Genomic DNA, 20540 nt, shown 5'->3' with positions numbered 1-20540 from the left:
TCACATGGCCGAGGACGCGCCGTCGCAAAGAGCCACCAAGAGCCCGCCTGCGGGGAGCGTATCCCGCGCACCGGCGCTGGATCGGCGCGCCGCGGGCGGCCGCACACGGCGCTAGGGACGCGCGGCGCGCCCGCTCGCGCCAGGCGCCGCCGCGCAGGGGGGCCCGGCTATCGCCACCGCCTGGCGATCTCCACGAAACGGTGGAGGCTGTACGGCTTCTGCAGCACCGGACGGCTGAGATCGGACTCGCGCAGCCCTGCCTTCCCGTACCCCGTCACGAAGACGAACGGGATGCCCCGTTCCATCAGGATGTCGGCCACGGCATAGACCTTCTCTCCGGCGATGTTGATGTCCAGGCTCGCCCCATCCAGCTCCGCCTCGCGGGCCAGGCGGATCGCGTCCTTCATGTTCAACGCCGGGCCGATCACCACGCAGCCGAGGTCGGTCAAGACATCTTCCAGGGACGAGGCGATCATCGGCTCGTCCTCGACGATGAGGACGCGCAGCCCCTCCAGCTCGCGCGGGCCCTCGGGATCCGGGATCATGATGCGGCCACGCGCTCCAGCGGAAGATGCATCGCGCAGCGCACGCCCTCGGGCAGGAAGTCGAGGCGCACTTCCCTGGCGAGCTGGCGCGCGAGATCGCGCTCGATCAGGCGCGACCCGAAGCCCCTGCGGCGCGGCCGCCGTACCTGCGGCCCGCCCGTCTCCCGCCATTCGAGCCGGAGCAGCGGCTCGCGCCCGTCCGCGCTCACGTCCCAGGCGACCTCGACGCGGCCGGACGGCTGCGACAGCGCCCCGTACTTGGCCGCGTTGGTCGCCAGCTCGTGGATGGCCATGCCGAGCGTCACCGCCGCCTCGGGGCGGAGGCGCACGTGCTCGCCGATCACATGAACCCGATCGGCGTCGCAGTCGGCGTGCGGCGCCAGCTCGGCGCACACGATGTCGCGGAGGCTCGCGCCCTGCCAGGAGGTCTGGTTGAGCAGGTTATGGGTCTGAGACAGCGCCAGGAGCCGCGCGAGGAACGCCTCCGTGAACGCCCTGGGCGAGTCCGCCATGCGGAGCGTCTGCGCGGCGATCGCCTGCACGATCGCCAGCGTGTTCTTCACCCGATGGTTCAGCTCATTCAAAAGGAGCCTCTGGCGCTCCTCCGCCTGCTTGCGCTCGCTCACGTCAAGGACGAACGCCACCCCCTGGTCGTCCGATCCCTCGAACCGCGCGCCGCCGACCAGCACGGGCACGCGGCTGCCGTCCCTCCGGTAGAACTCCTTCTCGAAAGGCCGGAATTGGCCGGTCAGGGCGATCTCGTCGAGCGCCCGTTCGGTCACTTCATGGGACTCCCGCGGCGTGCTCTTCGTCCAGTAGATCTTCTCCGATGCGAGCTCCTCCCGGCTGTAGCCCATCATGGAGAGAAAGGCGTCGTTCGCGTCGAGGATCCTGCCGTCGAGGTCCCAGATGGCGATCCCGATGATGTTGGCGTCCACGAGGCGCCGGATCCGCGCCTCCCGCTCGCGCAGCGCCAGCTCCACCCGCTTGCGCTCGCTGTTCTCGCGCTGGAGCTCGGTGTAGAGGCGCGCGTTCTCCAGCGAGATGGCGGACTGGGAGGCCAGGAGCTCCAGCATCGCGATGCGATCGGCGGTGAAGGCGCGCGGGGTCAGGTTGTTCTCCAGATAGAGCACGCCCACGAGCGTGCCCTGCTTCACCAGAGAGAGGCAGAGCACCGAGCGGGGTCGCCGCTCGCGCACGTAGGCGTCCTCCGAGAACTGGTTGGGCGCGGCGGCGTCGTCCAGGATCACGCTCTCCCGGGAGCGGCTCGCGTAGTGGAGCAAGGAGATGGGGAGATCGGCCGGGGTGACGGGCGCCTGCCGGAGGATGACCTCCACCCGACCGCGCCGGGTGACGACCTCGGCCTCGACGTCGTGCTCGGCGCCGCGGGGGCGGATCAGGAGGCCTCGCTCGGCGCCCGCGTGCTCGACCACGATCGTCAGCAGGGTCTCGATGAGCCGATCGAGGATCAGCTCGCCCGAGACCGCCTGCGACGCCTTGAGCACGGTGATCAGGTCGAGCCTCGCGTGCGGCGCATCGAACGGCGGAGCAGGCCCGGTCGCGGCCTGCATGCGCATCGCCTCCGGCCGGAGCGCGTGCGGAAAATCCCTCTCGAGGCGCCGCATCGCGCGCGCGGCGCCCCAGCGACCATAGAGGCGGTGCGCCTCGGTCATGTAAGCACACGCGACGAAGGTCCTGCCCAGATCGAGGTAATGGCGGGCGCAGAGCTCGTTGGCGAGCGCCGCGTCATGCAGGAACTGGCCCTCCCCCGCGGCCATGATCCCCTGATCGTACAGGGCGCCCGCGCCCTCGCGCCGCTCGCTCCGGGCGAGCTCGGCCTGCAGGATCAAGGCGCGGTGACGGTGGCTCTCGGGCCCGAGGGCCGCCCAGGACTCCACCTTGCGCGCGCACTCCCGGAGCCTCGCGAGGTAGGCCTCCTTGAGCGCCGGGGCGGCGGTCCCGGCGGCGCGCGAGGAGGCCAGTCCGCCATAGAAGTAATAACAAGGGCTCGCGTGCCACGCGGCGAGCATCCCGAGGCTGCCGGGGTCGGCCCTGCCCCAGAGCGCCGCCACCTCCTCGTACGCGCCCTCGAAGATGCCGGCGATGACCTCGAAGACGTTCAGGAAATAGAGCGACGCCCGGTTGTCGATGCGGCGGGCCTCCTCGGCGACCGCGCCGATGTCGACCCACGCCCCCCGCCTCCAGTCGCCCCCGGCCGGCGCGCCCAGGTGCTCGCTGAGCTGCGCGACGGCCCCGACCATCCACGTGATCGTGTTGAACTCGTCGAGCCTGCAGAGCGGCGCGTGCAGCCTCGCCTCCTCGAGGACGTCGTGGAGGTGCGCCCCGCGGAGCAGGGCGTTCACGCTCGCGTTGCACGCGTTGTAGAAGGCCCAGATGTACTGCCCTGTCTCGATGCCGGCGTGGATGCCCTTGCGCAGCGACGCCTTCGAGCGCTCGTAGGTGTCCATCCAGTGCTGGACCCACGCCCCCCACATGTTGCACAGCATGGATTCGGACTTCGCGTCCGGGCAGCGCTCGTTCAGGCGGACCGCCGCCCGCCCGAACGCGTAGCCTTTCTCGATGTCGAGCCCGGCGCACAGGAGCGTCCCGAAATTCACGTAGGCGTAGATCGAGCTCTTCGAGATGCCGTGCCTGAGCGAGCCCTGGAGCGCCTTCATCACCGTGATGCCGAAGTTGTTCGTGCCGAGCTGGTAGGTCGGCGAGAACATCTCCTGAAGGAGGTCCTGGAGGGCGGCGATCTCGGGGTCGTCCAGCGCGGGCAGGTCGACGAGGGACGCGATGGGGCGATCGCCGATGATCGCGAGGGTCCGCGCGAGCTCGGCGGCGAGCGCGCCGTCGTCCGGGTAGGGCGGCAGGTGGATGTCGTAGGCGCGCAGCGCGGCGAGCCCCTCGTCCATGGCGGCGGGCAGATCGTTCTTCAGGATCTCGACCTTCATCTTCAGGCGCCGCACCTCCGTCTTGTGGCGGCGCCCCTTCGCCTCGTCGAAGGTGCCCGTGAGCGTCGCGAGCGCGTCGTCGTGCCGCCCGCACAGCGACTCCAAGAGGCCCTTCTTCGTGTGATAGAGGAACGCCAGCTCGTAGTCGGAGGTCCACGCGTCTCTCGGCAGCATGGCCATGCCGTGCTCCAGGTACTTCAGCGCCGCGGTGAAGGCCGCCGACTCCTCGGCTCGCGCCGCGGCCTGGAGGTTGAGCCGGGCCGCCTCCATGCGCTCCTCCGGGTCCTTCATCAGATCGCCCGCGCTGTTCAGGTGATCGACGACGTCGAACAGGTCGTGTCCCCTGTCCGAACGCAGCTTGCCGAGCAGGAGCCTCCCGATCCGGTAGTGGAACGCCGGCCTGTCGCGCTCCGGGATCAGCGAATACGCGGCCTCCTGGATCTTGTCGTGCGCGAAGCGAGCCTGCCCGTTCGCGCTCACGATCAGGCCCTCGCCGAGGGCGTGGTCGAGGCTCGCGTACGTCTCCTCGGGGGCGCGCTCGCTGACGGTGTTCAGGACGTCCAGCTCGAACGTGTTGCCGATCGCCGAGGCCAGCCGGAGCACTTGCTGCGTCGCCGGCGGCAGGCGCCGGATCGTCTCCGCCATCAGGCAGAGGACGTTGTCGGTGCACCCGAGCCGCTCGATCTGCCGTAGATCCCAGCACCAGCCCCTCGCCGGATCGAAGACCAGCGCCTTCGCGTCGTAGAGGTGCCGCATGAACTGCTTCACGAAGAACGGATTGCCTCCGGTCTTCTTCAGGACCGCGGCCGCGAGCGCGCCCCCGTCCCCGGTCTGGAGGCTGTCGCGCACGAGCTCGGTCAGGTGGCCCAGCCCGAGGGGCGCGAGGACGATGCGCCGCACCCCGAGGCCGCCCCTCTCGAGCTCCTCCAGCGCGACGAGGACGGGGTGGGCCGGGCTCACCTCGTTGTCGCGGTAAGCGCCGCAGAAGAAGAGCGACTCCACGCTGTCGTTCGCGAGGATGCTCGAGATCAAGCCGAGGCTGGCCGAGTCCACCCACTGCAAATCGTCGAGGAACACGGCCAGCGGGTGGGCGTGCCGGGCGAACACGGAGACGAAGTTCTGGAAGTAGAGGATGAAGCGGTGCTGGGCCTCGACCGGGCCGAGCGCGGGGACGGGCGGCTGCTCGCCGAGGATGTGCTTCAAGGACGGGAGCACGTCGCAGAGGACCTGACCGTTGCTCCCCAGCGCCTCGAGGATGGCGCCGCGCCACGCCGCGATCCGCTCCTCGCTCTCGGAGAGGAGCTGCTTGATGAGCCCGTCGAACGCGTGGATGATGGCGCTGTAGGGCCTGTCGCGGTTGTACTGATCGTACTTCCCGCTGATGTAATAGCCCTTCTCGCGCGCCAGCGGCCTCAGGATCTCCTGGACGAGCGACGACTTGCCGATGCCCGAATAGCCCGAGACGAGGACGATCGTGCGCTTGCCCCGGAGCACGTCGTCGAACGCGTCGATGAGCGCCCGGATGTCCCCCTCGCGGCCGTAGAGCTTCTGGTGGAGCCGGAAGAGGTCTCTCCTGTCGTGCTGGCCGGGGCTGAACGCCCCCGAAAGGCCGCTGCTCCGCGATCGCGACCGGAGCTCTTCCAGATCGGCCTTCAGCCCTTCGGCGCACTGGTAGCGATCTTCGGCGTTCTTGCTGAGGAGCTTCATCGCGATGGCCGAGAGCGCGCCGGGCGCCGCCGGGCTCATCTCCGACGGCGGAGCGGGCGCCACCGCGATGTGGGCGTGCATCAGCTCGAGCGGGTCCGCCGCCTCGAACGGCCGCCGCCCGGTGAGCATCTCGTAGAGCACGACGCCCAGCGAGTACATGTCGGTGCGGTAGTCCACGCTGCGGTTCATTCGGCCGGTCTGCTCGGGCGACGTGTAAGGGAGCACCTCCGTGAGGACGTGGCGGGAATAGATCTCCTCCTTCTCGCGCGTCACGAGGGTGTCCACGCCGAAGCCGGTGAGCTTCACCTGGCCGCCCTCTCCGAGCAGGATGTTCGGGGGCCGCACGTCGCCGTGGATGAGGCCGTGACGGTGGATGTCGGCAAGCCCTTCGGCCACGGGGATCACGGCGTCGAGCACCGCGGAGACGTCGAGCTCGCCTGTCGCCGCGGACAGCCGCGTCGAGGACAGCGGGGCGCCCGGGAAATACTCGGTGAAGAGCAGCAGGCCGTCTCCGTGCTCCTCGACGGCATGCACCTTGAGGACCCTCGCCGAGTCGATGCGCTGGATGACGCGATAAGCGTGCTTGAAGCGGAGGATGTCGCCGATACGCGTGTAATCGGCGTAGAGCATCTTCATCGCCACCTCGAGCCCGTCGGCGTCGCGGCGGGCCCGGTACATCGCCGAGCCCACGCCCTCGCCGATCTTCGCGGTGACGTGATGCCCCCGGATACGGGTCGCGCCTGGCTGGATCGGGAGGTGCGTCATCGCGCTGCCCTCGCGCCCGTTGCCCCGGTCCCGCCCGGGCAGCGCCGCGCACGGAGCCTCGCGGCGCCGAGCCGTGCGCCGCGAGGCGAGCGCCCTGAGCGGCACATCGATTCCGCAGGCGAGACACGCCCCCCCATCGCGTGCGTATGAGCCTTCCCGACGCCCTGTCAACCGGGCGTACGGCGCCGGCGGCGCCGCGCCGGGCGGCGCTGCGCCGCCGCAGGCGCGGCGCGGCGCGGCGCGGCGCGGAGACGGGGGCGGTCGCCTCGGAGGAGGCGAGGCGCGGCGGCCGCCCCGGTGGTGGCCTAATTGGCCCCGGAGTGATTCACATGAAGGCGGGAAGACGGGAAGATCATTGAGCTTTCTTCCCGCCTTCCCGCCTTCATGTTCAAATTAGGCCACCACCGCCGCCCCGCCGGTCACCCTCCTCCGCGCCGCAGGCGTCACCCCACGAGCCGCAGGATCAGCTCCGTCAGGCCCGCCGCGAGCAGCAGGAGCAGCCCGCCCACGAAGCCGATCAGCGTGAACCGGTCGTCCCGCCACCGCGGCCGGAGCGGCACGATGTCCCGCTCCGGCAGCACGACCACCCTCATGGTCGCGTGGATCGGCAGCCCCCCGGGCCGCGGCGCGACCGCCACGTTCGGCGGCTGCGCCAGCCCCATGTTGATGAACCGCGTCACCCCCGCGCGGAGCCGGTCCCCCATGCCGGGCAGCGCGCTGCCGATCGCCACCGCGCGCAGCCACGGCGCGCGCTCGAACGCGTTCTCCATGGCGAGCGCCCCGAACAGCTGCCGCAGCCGCGCCATCAGCGCCCGCACCTCGGCCAGGTGCTGGAACGCCCGCATCCGCGCGTCGGGCGGATCCTCCGAGCTCACCCGCGCCAGGCAGTACGACTCCAGCCGCGCGTTCAGCCCCTCGAGCTCCTGGAGGATCCGCGGGACCGCGGTGCCCGGGCCCGCCTCGAGCGGGAGCGTGAAGCCCCAGGGCTCCTCGCGCCCGCGCTCGGGCGTCCACTGGAACACCTCGGCGAAGCCCCACAGCGTGTCGTAGCGCGACAGCACCACGTAGGCCGGCACGTCGGCGCGCAGCGCGCGCCCGACCTCGAGGAGGTACGCGCGCATCCGGTTCGCGTACGCCTCGACCCCCTGCTCGTCGAGCTCGGCGAAGTCCGCGATGCTCAGGACGAGGAGGATGCCGTCGATCGGCTCGCGCTTCCGCGAGCGGCGCAGCTCGTCGCAGAGCTGCGCGAGCTCGGCCGGCTCCCGCCGCGGGCCGAGCACCGACGCCTCGGGCTCGATGAAGAGCGCCTCCTTCGCCAGCCAGTACGAGCACCGCGCCCCGGGCACGCCGATCTGGAGCGGGGCGCCGCCCGGGGGCCAGGTGAGGTTCATCGAGCGGATCACCGTGGAGCGGCCCGAGCCCGGCTCGCCGAGCACGAGGTAGCAGGGGACCGCGTAGATCCCCTGGTCGCTGTCCGGGTTCGCCTGCTCGACCAGCGCGTGGACGCTCGCCAGCTCGTAGACGAAGGAGCCGCTCATCCGACCCTTTGGGCGATCGTCCACCCGAGCGCGACCGCGCCTCCGATCGCGACGAGCGCCGCCAGGGCGCGCCCGACCAGCGCGGATTGCCACAGCGGCAGGTTGGGGAGGTGCTGCGCGTCCACGCCGTCCACGCGCGCCGCCCGGAGCACCCCGCCGCTCCAGTCGCGGTCCGGATCCACGCCGAGCTTCAGCGAGAGATCGCGGCGGATCCGCAGGAGGTCGTCGGCGCTCTGCCCCGGCAGCCCGTAGCGGCCGCGGAAGCCGAGGCCGAGCACGCAGGCGTAGGTCGCCATCACCGGCAGCGGGCCGCTCCGGACGCGCGCCAGCCGCTCGAAGAGCTCGACGCCCGCGTTGTTGGTCATCCACCGCGACGCCTGGAGCGGGCGCTGGGCCCAGACCGGCCGGAGGTCCGGCAGCGACATCGCGAGCTCGTCCGCGAAGGCGGCGATCGCGAACATGCCGTCGTCGACCGAGGCGATCGGCATCTCCTGCGCGAGCTTGGACCCCTTGAGCTCCTCGAGCAGCAGGTTCGCTTGCCGCAGCACGTGATCGGCCGGCGGCCGCCGCGGGGATTGGCGGAGCATGCAGAGCCAGAGGAGCATCTCCTCACCGAAGACGCCGATGGAGGTTTCCACGCGGCCGCGAGCTTACGCCAGGCGCGCGTGGCGCGTCGACCCGGGCGCGCGTGCGCGTCCGCGCGCCCGGGTCGACGCGCCGAGCGCCCGCTCCGTCCAGGCGCGTGTCGGCTCTGCGTCAGCCGCGCGGCGCGCCCTGCCGGGTCGTCGGCGCGCCGGCCCGCCGGGCGCCGCGGGTGCACCGGAGCGTCGACATCCGGGGAGGGCCGTGCCTATGCTCCCGCCGCTTCTCGAGCCCCCTTCGAGAGCTGCCGGGGTCGCGCGGAAGCGGTCCCTTGAGGAGAGGTCATGTCGGAGATCCAGAGCGTCATCGCGCGCGAAGTCATCGATTCGCGCGGCAACCCCACCGTCGAAGCCGAGGTCACCACGCTGAGCGGCACCGGCCGCGCGGCCGTGCCGAGCGGCGCGTCGACCGGCGAGCACGAGGCCGTCGAACTCAGGGACGGCGACAAGAAGCGCTACCTCGGCAAGGGCGTGCTCACCGCGGTGAAGAACATCGAGACCGTCCTCGGTCCGGCCATCCTCGGGATGGATGCGCTCGATCAGGCCGAGCTCGACCAGGTGCTCATCAAGGCGGACGGCTCCGCGAACAAGTCGAAGCTCGGGGCCAACGCGATCCTCGCCGTCTCGATGGCCGCCGCCCGCGCCGCCGCGGACACGGTCGACCTACCGCTCTGGCGCTACCTCGGCGGCGCCGCGGCGCGCGTCCTGCCGACGCCGCTCATGAACATCCTGAACGGCGGCGTGCACGCCGACAACGGCCTCGAGATCCAGGAGTTCATGATCGTCCCCTACGGCGCCGAGTCGTTCTCCGAGGCGCTGCGCACGGGCGCCGAGATCTTCCACACCCTGAAGGGGCTGCTCAAGAAGGACGGCATGGTCACGGCCGTCGGCGACGAGGGCGGCTTCGCCCCGCGCCTCGCGTCGAACCGGTCGGCGCTCGAGTACGTCGTGCGCGCCATCGAGGCCGCCGGCCACCGCCCGGGCGAGGACGTCGGCGTCGCGCTCGACTCGGCGCTCAGCGAGTTCTACGACGCGAAGACCGAGCGGTACACCTTCGACAAGCAGCAGAAGACCCGCGAGGAGATCGTCTCCATCTACGAGGAGCTCTCCAAGGCGTTCCCGATCGTGTCGATCGAGGACGGCGTCGCGGAGAACGACGAGAAGGGCTGGCGGCTGCTCACGGAGCGGCTCGGCAAGAAGGTCCAGCTCGTCGGCGACGACCTGTTCGTGACGAACCCCGCGCGCCTCGCGAAGGGCATCGAGGACGGCCTCGCCAACGCCATCCTCATCAAGCTGAACCAGATCGGCACGGTCACCGAGACGCTCGAGTGCATCCGCCAGGCGGCCGAGGGCGGCTACCGGTCGATCATCTCGCACCGCTCGGGCGAGACCGAGGACACGTTCATCGCCGATCTCGCGGTCGCGACGAACGCGGGCCAGATCAAGACCGGCTCGGCGTCCCGCTCGGATCGCGTCGCGAAGTACAACCAGCTGCTCCGGATCTCGTACGCGCTCGGCGACGGCCAGATCTTCGCCGGCCGCAAGCCGTTCCGCCGCCCCGCGGCGCAGCGCGCCAGCTAGAGCGCAGGGCGGCGCGGCGCGAGACCGCCGCGCCGCCGGGTCGGGTCGCCTCCGCCCTGGAGAGCGCCACGATGAAAGCGGGAAGGCGGGAAGATCGTTGACCTTTCTTCCTGCCTTCCCGCCTTCGTGTCCCCCGCCGATCACCCTGGCGCAGCGCCAGGGGGGCTCGACCTCGCTGCGGTTACCAGCGGTCGCGCCCGCCGCCGCCGCGGCCGCCGCGGCCGCCGCCGCCGCCACCACGGCCCCGCCGCCGCCGCCGCGGAAGCCGCCGCCGCCGCCGCCGCCCCCGCCGCCGGGGCCGCCGGTGCGCTCGCGCGCCTCGTTGACCGTCAGGGTGCGGCCGTCGAGGTCCTTGCCGTGCAGCGCGTTGATGGCCGCCTGCGCCTGGGCATCGCTCACCTCGACGAAGCCGAACCCGCGGGACTGCCCGGTCATCCGGTCCGTCATCAACTGAATCGACAGAACCTCGACGCCGGCCGTCTCGAAGGCGTTGCGCAGGTTGTCTTCCGTCGAATGGAACGCCAGGTTCCCCACATAAAGCCGCTTGCTCATGTCTGCCGCCAATCCCGTCGCACGATCCCCGCTTCCCTCGCGGACGGCCCGGATCGTGCCGCGGGCCGCACACGAAAACGCTCCCCGACGACCGACCGTCACCCCACGTTCAGAAGAGGCAACCACGTTGCAGCAGGCGGCCGGATCAGAGGTCGAGGACGAACGAGCCTTGAGGCGCCTCGAAGCTACCGGCCGGCGGCGGGGTACGCAAGGTATTCCCCCACGTTGGCCGCGTCTGCCTGGTCAAGCTCGCGCGCGGGCGCGCTCGATGGCGGCCCGCGGCCGGCGATGACGCCCGCGGACGCCCGCGGTCGGCGGTGACGCGCGCGGCCGGCGATGGCGCCTGCGGGCCCGAGGACGGCGCGGGCGCGCTCGATGACGGCGCGCGGGCGCCCTCGATGACGGCGCGCGGGCGCCCTCGATGACGGCGCGCGGGCATCGCGCCCGCGCCTGCGCCCTCGCGCGGCGATCGTCGATGCAATGCGGACGAACGGCGCTCCGGCTCTTCCTCGTACCGTCCGTGCTCGAGGGCTCGGCGAGCGCCTGCAGCCGGGCATGGTAGCCTGCCCGATCGATGCTCAACCTGGAGATCAGACCATGAGGTCGCGCGCGTTTTCCGCGAGGGCAGGCTCGCGCACGGGGCATCGAGCGACGCTCCTCCTCGCCGTCGCGACGGCGATCGCGGCGTCCGGGGCGGCGTGCTCCTCGGGCGACGGCGCGTCGGCGAGCGGCGCGCAGGGCGGCGGCGAGTCGGCGAGCGGCGCGCAGGGCGGCGGCGGCTCCTCGAGCGGCGGCGCGGTGGAGGGGCTCGTCGCGCTGCGCGTCGAGCCGGGCGCCACCTCGGTCGAGCTCGCCTACCGCAAGGCCGCTTCGGCGCAGCTCAAGGCCGTCGGCCGCTTCCAGGACGGCGCCGAGCGCGACGTCACCGCGCTGGTGACCTGGGCCGCCGACGACCTCTTCGCCCACGTGAACGAAGGCCAGCTCACGACCAGCTCCCCCGGCCGCGTCCGGGTGACCGCCGCGGACGGCTCCCTCAGGGCGAGCGCCGACGTCACCGTGAAGCTCGCCGGCGAGGTCGCGCTGCCGGGCGCTCCCCCTGGGGCGAGCGCCGCGCTCGGCGGCATCCCGGAGGCGGCGAACGCCCCCGCGATCGCCTACCCCCTCGACGGCGCGCTCTTCCCCTCCAACATCGGCACGGTCGAGCTCCAGCTCAGCAAGGGCAGCGCCGGGCAGCGCGTCGGACGGATAGAAATATTCGGTGATTTCATCAACTTACGCATCGTCGGCGCCTGCGAGCCGATCGCGGACACGGGCGGGTGCGCGATGGCGCTGCCGGCGGAGATGGTCCCGATGCTCGTGCGCACGAGCGAGGGCGAGGCGATGGAGACGCGCGTCCGCCTCGCCGCGGAGGACGGGAGCGAGCTCGGGGTGAGCGCGGCGATCGACGTCCGGTGGGCGAGCGCGGCGCTCTCGGGCGGCCTGTACTACTGGCGCACCGACGGCACCTCGCTCCAGTCGGCCGCCATCTACCGCTACGATCTCGACGACGCGGCGAGCCCGCCCGAGCTGTTCTGGGAGAACGAGCAGTCGCCGCCGCTGGCGAACGGGCAGGAGATGCCGTGCATGGGGTGCCACGCCCTCGCGCAGGCCGGCGACAAGATGGCGCTCACGTTCGGCGGCAGCGGCCCGTCCTCGTTCGCGCTGGTGGACGTCGCGACCGCGGACATCATCGCGCTTCGCAACACCGACCCGGACGGGTTCGCGACGATGACCACCTTCTCGCCGGACGGCGAGCTCATGGTCAACGCCTTCCGCGGCGCGCTCACGCTCCGCCGCGCCAACGAGACGCTCGAGGCGTTCGGCGACCTGTTCGGCGAGGTGGGCGAGCGGCTGACGCAGCCGTTCTGGTCGCCGGACGGCAAGCACCTCGCGTTCGTCGCGTGGCGGCCGGGGGAGAACGGCGCGGGCCCCGAGCTCTACGGCGACACGGTGAGGGGCGCGCAGATCTTGATCGCCGCCTCGGACGGGGAGGGCGAGTTCGATGCGCCGCGCGTGCTCGTGCCGCGCGAGCAGGGCCGGACCCATTACTACCCCGCCATCTCCGATGACGGCGCCTGGGTGGTGTTCAACACGTCGAGCTGCGACGGGCCTCCGGGCAACGGGGCTGCCGGCAACGACCCGTGCGACGCCTATGACGACAACTCCGCGCGGCTCCAGCTGATCCCGGTCGAGGGGGGCGCGCCGGTCGACCTCGCGCGGGCGAACGGCGACGACACCTGGGCGAGCTCGTGGCCCCGCTTCGGGCCGGGCCACGACATCTACCGCGGCAGGAACATCTACTGGGTCGCGTTCTCGTCGCGGCGCCCTTACGGCCTGCGCCTGCCCGGGTCGACCGACGGCACGACAAAGCCGCAGCTCTGGTTCGCGGCCGTGACGCTCGCGCCGGGCGGGGCGGTCGAGGGCGACCCGAGCTTCGCGCCGGTCTGGATGCCCCAGCAGAACGACGACATGGCGGATCCGACGGGGAACCACATCCCGCAGTGGGCCGAGAAGGCGCTCCCCGTGCCGCGGTGAGGGCGGCCGGGCGGGGCAAGCCGCGGCGCCGGCCCCGGCTCAGGCGGCGCGCGCCGCGGCCACGGCCGCGCGGGGCTGCACGACGCCCCAGCCCTGCCGCTCGAGCGGGATGCCGGGCAGCCCGCGCGCGGTCTTCATCAGGATGCGCCGGCACTGCTGCGGGGAGAGGCGCGGGTTCGCCTCCAGCATCTGCGCCACGACGCTGCTCACGATCGGCGCGGCGAAGCTCGTCCCGTCCACGTGCTTGTAGTGGCCGGAGAGCACCTTCTGGTCGCGCAGCTTGGCGGCCGCGAGCTGCCGCACGAGGTACGGCTCGCGCCCGGCGACGGCGTCGAGGTCCGGATCGACGCTCGCGTGCTCGACGAGCAGCCCCGGCAGCTCCTCGTCCCGCGCGCCGTCGAGCAGCGACAGGAGCTGCGCCTGCGCCGCGGTCGGCGTCCCGGGCAGGATGGGCGCCGCCAGCCAGATCGCCGGGGCGATGATCTCGGGCTTCTGCAGCCCGTCGAGGGTGAGCCCGTACGACGAGTGGTAATGCCACGTCTGCTCCCCGGCGCCGCCGTCGTCGAGGCCCCCGACCGCGATGACGCTCGGCGCGCTGGCCGGCGGGAGGACGTTGTGCGCGGCGTCGTGCCCGGCGTTGCCCGCGGCCGCCACGACCACGATGCCGTGGCGGGTCGCGTCGTCGGCCGCGCGCGACAGGCCGCCGGTCAGGTACGACTCCTCGTAATCGCCGCCGCACGAGATGTTGAGCACGCGAATCCGGTGCTGCTCGCGGTGGGCGATCACCCACTCGATGCCCCTGCGGATGTCGTCGTGGACGATGCGGTGCGCGGAGCCGACCTTGACCAGCACGACGTTCGCCTCCCAGGCGAGCCCGCGGAAGCGCCCCCCCGAGAGCGCGCCGTTCCCGGCGGCGACCACCGAGGTCATCATGCCGTGCCACGACGAGACGTCGGGGCGCTCGAGCGCGGAGAGGTCCGCGTCGGGGGCGAAGAGATCGTGGTAGGCGAGGATGCGGCTGCGCGGCGTGACGAGGTCCGGGTGGGCGTAAAAGCCGGAGTCGAGGAAGGCGATGGTCACATCCCGGCCTGCATAGCCGGGCTCCGCGTGGAGCCGGTCCGCGATGGGCAGGATGCGCCGGTGGTCGAGCGACATCGGCGCCATGCTAGGCCACCGATCACGTTGATCAAGCGAGAAACCGACCGCCAAGCCGCCACGGACGCCAAGATGGGATTCACGTCTCGGCGTCTTGCGCGAACGGCCTCTCCCCGACGAGCCTCGGCGTCCCCGATCTAACTCCACCCCCGCGCCGACGCCCGTATCCCATCCCGCAGGCTCCGCAGCAGCACCACCCCCGACAGGTCCGCCCCCGCCTTCGCGAACGCCTGCGCCAGCGTCCTCCGCGCTGGCGGTGTTCCAGAGCCGCACCGCCGCGGCGTTGGCCCAGCGAAAGCGCAGGTGCTCCGGATCGAGGACCAGCGTGACCAGGCTGGAGGAAGCGAGCGGGGCAAGGCGTTCATCAAGCGTCATTCGGGACCCCGCCAGCTCGACAGAGCCGCTGGCCGTCAAGGCATAAGCTCGCTTACGTTCGAACGCAACCCGGCGATCGAGCGAGCGGGACGGGCGCCGCTGCGCCGCGCGGCGCTCCGGCTGGCGTGCGCGCGCGTGCGCCGCGCAGCGGCCGCCGCCTGGACGAGCCGGCGCCGCTCCGGCAGGCTCGGGCCCATGAGGTCATTCATCGCGACGATGGTCTACGAGCTTCACCCGGATACCCCCGCGGACGCGAGGAAGCTCCTCCGGGCGCACCTCGTCGGCAGGCGCTGGCAGGACAGGCACGAGGGCGCGGCGATGCCGTCGACCGCGGTCTGGATCCGCCGCTCGGCGGAGGATCACGAGACGACCGACGACCTGCACGCCGCGTGCGCGCGCGATCTCGCGGAGGCGGCCGCCGCCGTCGCGCGGGCGGGGCGCCCCATCCAGGTGACGCGCGCGTGGATTCAGGTGAGCGGCGCAGGGACGTACGGGCTCGCTCCGGCGACGCGGCCGGCGGGCTGAGCGCCGCGCGGAAAGCCGGGCCTCGCCGCGGCATTTCGGTTACGCTCGGGTGGCTCGAAAGGAGGCGACGATGGCTCGAAGGCTGGGTATTGGCACGGTGCTGCTCTCGCTGGTCACGCTCGCGTCCGGCTGCGGGGGGCTCTCGACGGAGGCGTCGCAGCAGCGCTGTGATCAGCTGCGCGACGCGGTGCCGTCCTGCGCCACCGACGAGAGCTACGACGCGTGCGTGAGCTGCTACGAGGAGTGCGGCGACGACTGCGAGCCGTCGGGCGCCTGCCCCCAGACATTCACCTGCGCGGAGTGAGAGGGAGCATCATGAGCAAGAGCAGAGCAGATTCGTGGGTCGTCGCCGTCCTCTTCGCGGGCGCGCTCGGGGGCGCCGCGCTCGGCTGCGGCGGCGGCTACGACGAGGACGAGGCGAGGGCGGCGTGCGACGCCCTGGTCGGCCAGGTCGCCACGTCCGACGAGGCCGCGTACGACGATTGCATGGACTGTCACATGGAGTGCGGCTCGGACTGCGCCGTGCAAACGAGCTTCCCCCCCCAGTTCGTCTGCGGGGACTAGGCGGCACCTGGCGAGCTGCCGAGCGGCCGCGTCGGCCGATCGCGCTCGCTCCCCGGCGTCACTTGACCTCGACGCCGCAGTTGATGAACTCGATCGAGGTTTCGATCCGGAAGTGCGAGTCGGTCACGTGGCGCTCGGCGAAGAAGAAGTCGAGCTGATACGTTTGCCCGATCTCGAGGCCGAGATCGTCGAGGTCGACGATCTCGGTCTGCTCGACGTGGACGCCGCCGAGGTCGACCACCTTCTTGCCGTTGATGTACGTGAAGACGTCGTCGTCGCCGGCGAACGTGAACCGCTCGCCGCCCTTGTACTCGAAGCCCATGTGCATCTCGAAGGTGAAGTGGTAGTTGTGCTGCCGCCCCTCGTTGCCGAACAGCGCGTTGTCGATCGGGAAGAACTCCTGGTCGCTGTACGTCCACACGCCGTCGTTGTCGGGGTCCTCGAACTGCAGCGTGACGTTCATTGGCATGTTCACGCCTTCGATGTCGCGGAACCACTGATCGAAGGCCTCCTTGCCGGTCGTGCTCCTCGTGCCGTCCGCCGCGCCGGCGTAGACGGGCTTCAGGTCCGGTCCGAGGGTGTCGGTGACGATGTCATGGTCGTCGCAGCCGACGCACTTGCCGGAGTCCTGCGGCTCCATGTCGGGGTGCTCCTCCTTGAAATCGCGCACCCGGCCGGTGAACCTGCCGTCGCACGACTCGCCGGTCTGCTGGTTCCCGCCGGTCGTCTCGCCGCTGCCGCCGACGCCGCCGCTGGGATTGACCGAGCCGAAGCTCTCATCGTACCCCCCGGTCCCCGCGGGCCCAGGCCCTCCCGGGCCGCCAGGGGGGCCGTTCGAGGACGTGTTGCCGCCGCTGGTCTCGCCCTCATTCGTCGTCGCACTGCACCCACCCAACAAGCCCACAAGCGCAAGCGCCGCCAAGCCAATCGCTGTCTTCCTCATCGCCAACCTCGCGTTAAGATGCCGTCCCGAAGCCCTGACGGTAAAATAGCATGAGGCCGCCACGCATGTGCGGTGACGTTGTGCGTCATCCGATGGAATCGCACACGGTAGAACGCGCTCGGGATTTGCTGAGGCTGGCATTTTTTATCATTGCCGCTTGCCGGACGCTCAGGGCCAGAGGCCGCGCGATCCGAGGGGCGAGATTGTTTGATCCCATAATAAATTTCTTCTCCATCGCGAATACTGCTGTTGGACCGCGCGGCGCCTCCCGGAGAGCCGCCACGGGGGCGAGCGGTCGCTGCGTGCAGGCCGTCGGCGCGAGCCGTGCGGCGCCCGCGCTCCCGAGCTCCTCGCGGGCCGGCCTCGACCGCATCGACGGCTGTGCCCGGCGCTGCGGGCGCGCTTCGCCCGCAGGGAGCGCCGCGAGCCTGGATCCAGGATTGCTTACGGAGCACGAGACGCGGAATGCGGAAGGAGGATGCGATGATGATCGATCAACGACGTGACGCCGCGGAGCGGACGGCCGCGCAGACCGGGGCAGAAGGTCACGCCGCGCACGGCGCGCGGCCGGAGGACGACATCGGGCACGGCCCCGGGCTCGATCCGCCGGCCGAGCCCCCCGACGACGACGCGGAGCCGGGCGATGAGGCGTATGCGGACCGGCCCGCCGGCATTTCGCCGTCCGCGCCGAAGGACGGGCGCGAGCCCGTCGGGCAATCCGACTACACCGATGTTGCGGCGATCCAGCGGCCGCCGGCCGACTCCTGAGCTGGCGGCCACAGCCACGCTCGCCTGATCCACCGGTAACGCTCGCCCGGCCGCGCGCCTTCCCGGCCGCAGCGCGATTTCTCCGTGCGTCATTTTCTTCGCGGCTCGCGGCTCGCGACGTCGCCGCGTCCCGTGTCCGCTGCGCTGCGACGAGGGGCTCGACATCCGGGCACGCTCGGAGTACGCGGGGACCGCTCGTCACGGACAAAGACGCAGGTGCGCAGTGGACCACGAGACGCGGAGCGATATCGAGCCCGCCTCCAGCGCCGCGGACGCGCGGGAGGCCCGCCACGCCGCCGAGGCGACCCCGCTGCCTGCGCAGTGGTCGGAGCCGGAGCCGCCGTCGCGCCGGTCGCCCGCCGCGCCCACCGCCGATGAGGCGAGCTGCCCCGTCTGCCTGGAGCGCATCGCCGCCGGGGTCGCCCTCTGCCCCGAGTGCGGGGAGCCGACCGACGGGTCGAAGCGGCCGGTGCGCGCCCCCTCGGTCCCCGACGCCCCCCCGGACGCGAGCTGGCTCTCCCTCCACTGGCGCCCGCTCGTCACGATCGGCGCCATCCTCGGGCTCATCAGCACCGGCGGCGCCCTGCGCTACCTGGCGCCCCACCGGTTCGCGCCGTCCCGGGCCGCGTCGGCGGTCCCTCCGCCGGCCCCCGTGTGCGGGGCGCCGTGCTGGAGCGGCGAGTCGTGCCAGCTCGGCCGCTGCGTCTGGCAGCGCCCCAACAACGTCGGCCACCTCGTCGACGCGCCCTCGGTCGCCGGGCCCTTCTCGCTGCCCAAGGACGCGTTCGACGCGCTCCCGCTCGACCGGGATCGCTTCGCGGTCGCGCTGTCCTCCGGCCTGGAGGTGCGCAGCTCCCGGACCGGCGAGGCGCTGAGCCTCGTCACCGAGGCGCCCAACGTGCGGCGCCTCCACCGCGTGGGCGAGGTCGTCTACGCGACATCGCCGTCGCGCATCTACGTGATCGACGCCGCCACGACGCGGCTGCTCAAGACGATCGAGCTCGGGGAGGCCGTGGGCGACATCCAGGTCGGCGCCTCGGGCCGGCGCGTGCTCGCCTCGCTGCCCGAGGCGCACGCCGTGGCGATCCTCGCGACCGAGTACCACGCCGAGATCGAGCGCATCCAGTTCGGCGACGACCCGGTGCGCCCGGTGGCCGTCGACGACAGCGGCTCCCGGGCGATCACGACGACGGGCCAGCTCCCGCTGCCCGGCCAGCGCGAGCCGTCGGGGGGTGTCGCCTATCCGTTCGACCCGAGCCGGCTCGGCTCGGAGCAGGATCGCGTGCGCACCTCGATGGTGGGCAACCCGGCCAGCGCGCTGATGAGCCCGGACGGCTCCGTGGGGTTCGTCGCCCTCCGGGCCGAGAACACGCTGGTGCCGCTCACCTGGCTCCCGTCGGGCGCGGTGCGGCAGGAGGCGCGCATCACGACGTGCCGCGAGCCGGAGCAGATCGAGCTCGTCCGGAGCGACCGGCGCGCCGTCGTGCGATGCAACGAGGGGCGCGCGATCCAGGTCTTCGACCTCTCGAAGCGCGAGCTCCTCCGCGCCGTCACGTTCCCCGGCCGCGCCCTCGACATGGCGGTCGCACCGGACGGGGCGCAGGCGGTGGTGGCGTTGAGCGGCGACGGGGCGGGCTCGGTGGCGCTGGTCGATCTGAAGACGTACGCGGCGAAGGTCCACCCGCTCGGCGGCGAGCCGACGCGGATCCGGCTCGCCCCGGACGGCGGCTCGGCGCTCGCGCTCGGCGACCGCGCCAAGGTCGCGTGGGTGCTGCAATGAGCGAGCGCCGCGTCCCGTGCCCGAGCTGCGGCGCCCGGATCGTCGAGGGGGCGCGCAAGTGCCGCGCCTGCAAGGCGTGGCTCGGCGAGCGTCACCGCGGGTCCGCCGCCTCGCTCTCCGGCCGCGAGCCGCGCCTGGCGCGGGCCGCGGTGTCGGTGGCGAGCGGCGTCGCGGCCGTGATCATCGCCACGATCACGAGCCTGAAGTCGCCCGTGGGCGAGGCCCCGCCGCTGACCGCGCTCGAGCCGGACGGCGACGCCTCGGTCAGCGCGCCCGACGACGCGCCGAACCCCGCGGCGTTCGGCCCGGATCCCGAGCCCCCGCCGCCGCCCCCCGAGCCGAAGGGCCGCTGGCGCGCCCGCGATTTCCGGATCGGGGACGTGCACCCGCTCGACGTCGTCTTCAACCCGAGCGGCACGTCGATCTACGTCAGCGCCGACGACGCGTCGCTGCGCGAGTACACGCTGGAGAGCGGCGAGATCATCCACAAGGCGTCGGTGCCGGCGCAGGGCGATCACATCCGGCTCCTGTTCGATCGCTACGTCGCGGTGCTGCGGCACGAGGACGCCGCGCGGATCCCGGTGATGGACACGACGGCGTGGGACCGCGATCCGGTGCTGCTCGACGTCGGCCGGACGCCGGGCGACATCGTGGCGCTCCCGGATGGCCGGACGGTGGTCGCGGCGACGACGGACACGAAGCGGGTGACGAAGTTCGAGCTGCCGACGGGGGTGCGGCTCGCGAACATCACGCTCCCGCACGCGACGGGGCAGCTGTTCCTGGTGCAGGCCGAGGGGCGCCCCTACATCGCGGCGCTCGGCGCGCTGACGCACGCCGGCCGCCCGGCGGGCGCCTGGATCGACCTGTTCGACCCGAGCGAGTCGCCGTTCGGCGCCACGCGGCGGAGCATCGCGGTCGGGCGCGAGCCGCGCGAGGGCGACATCACGCTGGACGGGGGCGCCGTGTTCTTCCCGGATCGGCTGTCCAACACGGCGATCCTGCTGAGCGTCGCCGGGGTGACCGAGACGCGGAAGGCGCCCGTCGGCGTCGGTCCGACGGCGGGCTTCCTGCTCCACGAGGATCGGTACGGCATCACGCTCAACGCCGACGCGCGGACCGCGAGCGTCATCGACCTCTCGACGATGACGTTGAAGAGCACGCTGCCGCTCAGCGGGGTCCCGCGGACGGGGGTGACGTCGCCGGATCGGAAGACGCTCTTCGTGGCGCTCGGCGGGACCCAGTGGCCGCCGTCCGGCAGCGGCGTCGCCGTCATCGCGGGCGACCCGCCGAGGGTCGTCGCGTCGCTGCCCACCGGCAAGGGCGCGTGCGCGGTGGCGGTCTCGAAGGACGGCGCGCGGGCGGTGGTCGCGTCGTACTGGGACCGGTCGATCACGGTGCTCGAGCAGTAGGCCCGGCCGCGTCCGGTGAAGGCGTCCGAGCGCGAGATCCTGCGGATCGACGTGCCGTTCGCGCTCTAGGTTCCCGCTCCCGAGCCGGAGTGCCAGCGAGCTGATGTGGATGTTCGGCGCGTGCTCAGCTCGCCGTCGCCCCTCCCGGGCTCGCGTCGGGG

The 20540-nt window shown here is 72.2% G+C and carries 14 protein-coding genes and 1 pseudogene; 8 read left to right on the top strand and 7 right to left on the bottom strand.

Translation table 11 applies throughout. The features are described from left to right. Positions 1 to 167: 167 nt before the first annotated feature. The 4 genes from NQZ70_RS44850 to NQZ70_RS44835 all read right to left on the bottom strand — a co-directional run bounded on the left by NQZ70_RS44850 (position 168) and on the right by NQZ70_RS44835 (position 8150). Positions 168 to 545: a response regulator gene (locus NQZ70_RS44850; protein WP_237244627.1), complete on the bottom strand. Its 378-nt coding sequence runs from the start codon at positions 543 to 545 to the stop codon at positions 168 to 170. Then, entirely contained in the window at positions 542 to 5974 is a 5433-nt protein-coding gene (locus NQZ70_RS44845; RefSeq protein ID WP_237244626.1) for an AAA family ATPase, read from the bottom strand. The genes NQZ70_RS44850 and NQZ70_RS44845 overlap by 4 nt, the downstream gene beginning before the upstream one ends. Positions 5975 to 6417: 443 nt before the next feature. Further along, complete coding sequence (locus tag NQZ70_RS44840; protein WP_129579703.1) at positions 6418 to 7512, bottom strand: type VI secretion system protein; 1095 nt, start codon at positions 7510 to 7512, stop codon at positions 6418 to 6420. Continuing rightward, positions 7509 to 8150: a DotU family type IV/VI secretion system protein gene (locus tag NQZ70_RS44835; RefSeq protein ID WP_237244625.1), complete on the bottom strand. Its 642-nt coding sequence runs from the start codon at positions 8148 to 8150 to the stop codon at positions 7509 to 7511. The genes NQZ70_RS44840 and NQZ70_RS44835 overlap by 4 nt, the downstream gene beginning before the upstream one ends. A gap of 288 nt (positions 8151 to 8438) precedes the next feature. Between NQZ70_RS44835 and eno the strand changes: the two genes are divergently transcribed. Beyond that, positions 8439 to 9734 (top strand): phosphopyruvate hydratase, encoded by a 1296-nt coding sequence (gene eno, locus NQZ70_RS44830; protein WP_129579702.1) that lies wholly within the window; start codon positions 8439 to 8441, stop codon positions 9732 to 9734. Between the two features lie 181 nt (positions 9735 to 9915). On the opposite strand, the pseudogene NQZ70_RS53605 reads toward eno, so the two are convergent. Continuing rightward, positions 9916 to 10286 (bottom strand): annotated as a pseudogene (locus NQZ70_RS53605) (RNA recognition motif domain-containing protein). Between the two features lie 597 nt (positions 10287 to 10883). On the opposite strand from NQZ70_RS53605, the gene NQZ70_RS44820 reads away from it, so the two are divergent. After that, positions 10884 to 12860 carry a PD40 domain-containing protein gene (locus tag NQZ70_RS44820; RefSeq protein WP_129579701.1) on the top strand — a complete coding sequence of 659 codons (1977 nt, stop codon included), beginning with the start codon at positions 10884 to 10886 and terminating at the stop codon, positions 12858 to 12860. A 39-nt stretch (positions 12861 to 12899) separates the two neighbouring features. Here NQZ70_RS44820 and NQZ70_RS44815 read toward each other — a convergent pair whose 3' ends face one another. Next, entirely contained in the window at positions 12900 to 14015 is a 1116-nt protein-coding gene (locus tag NQZ70_RS44815) for a S8 family serine peptidase (RefSeq protein ID WP_237244624.1), read from the bottom strand. A gap of 570 nt (positions 14016 to 14585) precedes the next feature. Between NQZ70_RS44815 and NQZ70_RS44810 the strand changes: the two genes are divergently transcribed. From NQZ70_RS44810 to NQZ70_RS44800, 3 genes are all read left to right on the top strand, one after another. Beyond that, positions 14586 to 14915: a hypothetical protein gene (locus NQZ70_RS44810; RefSeq protein ID WP_129579699.1), complete on the top strand. Its 330-nt coding sequence runs from the start codon at positions 14586 to 14588 to the stop codon at positions 14913 to 14915. Positions 14916 to 14985: 70 nt separating this feature from the next. Next, on the top strand, positions 14986 to 15219 hold the full coding sequence (locus NQZ70_RS44805; protein WP_129579698.1) for a hypothetical protein: 234 nt from the start codon (positions 14986 to 14988) through the stop codon (positions 15217 to 15219). 11 nt (positions 15220 to 15230) lie between these two features. Next, positions 15231 to 15479, top strand: coding sequence for a hypothetical protein (locus NQZ70_RS44800; RefSeq protein WP_129579697.1), 249 nt, complete (start codon positions 15231 to 15233; stop codon positions 15477 to 15479). A 58-nt stretch (positions 15480 to 15537) separates the two neighbouring features. Here the strand turns inward: NQZ70_RS44800 and NQZ70_RS44795 are convergent, their stop codons facing one another. Continuing rightward, positions 15538 to 16383, bottom strand: coding sequence for a fibro-slime domain-containing protein (locus tag NQZ70_RS44795; RefSeq protein ID WP_129579696.1), 846 nt, complete (start codon positions 16381 to 16383; stop codon positions 15538 to 15540). A 522-nt stretch (positions 16384 to 16905) separates the two neighbouring features. Between NQZ70_RS44795 and NQZ70_RS44790 the strand changes: the two genes are divergently transcribed. From NQZ70_RS44790 to NQZ70_RS44780, 3 genes are all read left to right on the top strand, one after another. Continuing rightward, a complete protein-coding gene (locus tag NQZ70_RS44790; RefSeq protein ID WP_129579695.1) occupies positions 16906 to 17190 on the top strand; it encodes a hypothetical protein in 285 nt (94 codons plus the stop codon). 223 nt (positions 17191 to 17413) lie between these two features. Beyond that, complete coding sequence (locus NQZ70_RS44785) at positions 17414 to 18970, top strand: YncE family protein (RefSeq protein WP_129579694.1); 1557 nt, start codon at positions 17414 to 17416, stop codon at positions 18968 to 18970. Further along, complete coding sequence (locus NQZ70_RS44780) at positions 18967 to 20379, top strand: YncE family protein (RefSeq protein ID WP_129579693.1); 1413 nt, start codon at positions 18967 to 18969, stop codon at positions 20377 to 20379. Before NQZ70_RS44785 ends, NQZ70_RS44780 begins: the two co-directional genes overlap by 4 nt. Positions 20380 to 20540: the final 161 nt, after the last annotated feature.

It is taken from the genome of Sorangium sp. So ce836 (assembly GCF_028553905.1).
In the GTDB taxonomy this organism is placed as follows: domain Bacteria; phylum Myxococcota_A; class Polyangia; order Polyangiales; family Polyangiaceae; genus Sorangium; species Sorangium cellulosum_D.
The sequence above is the reverse complement of the archived record's forward strand: the minus strand, read 5'-3'. Positions and strand labels throughout refer to the sequence as shown.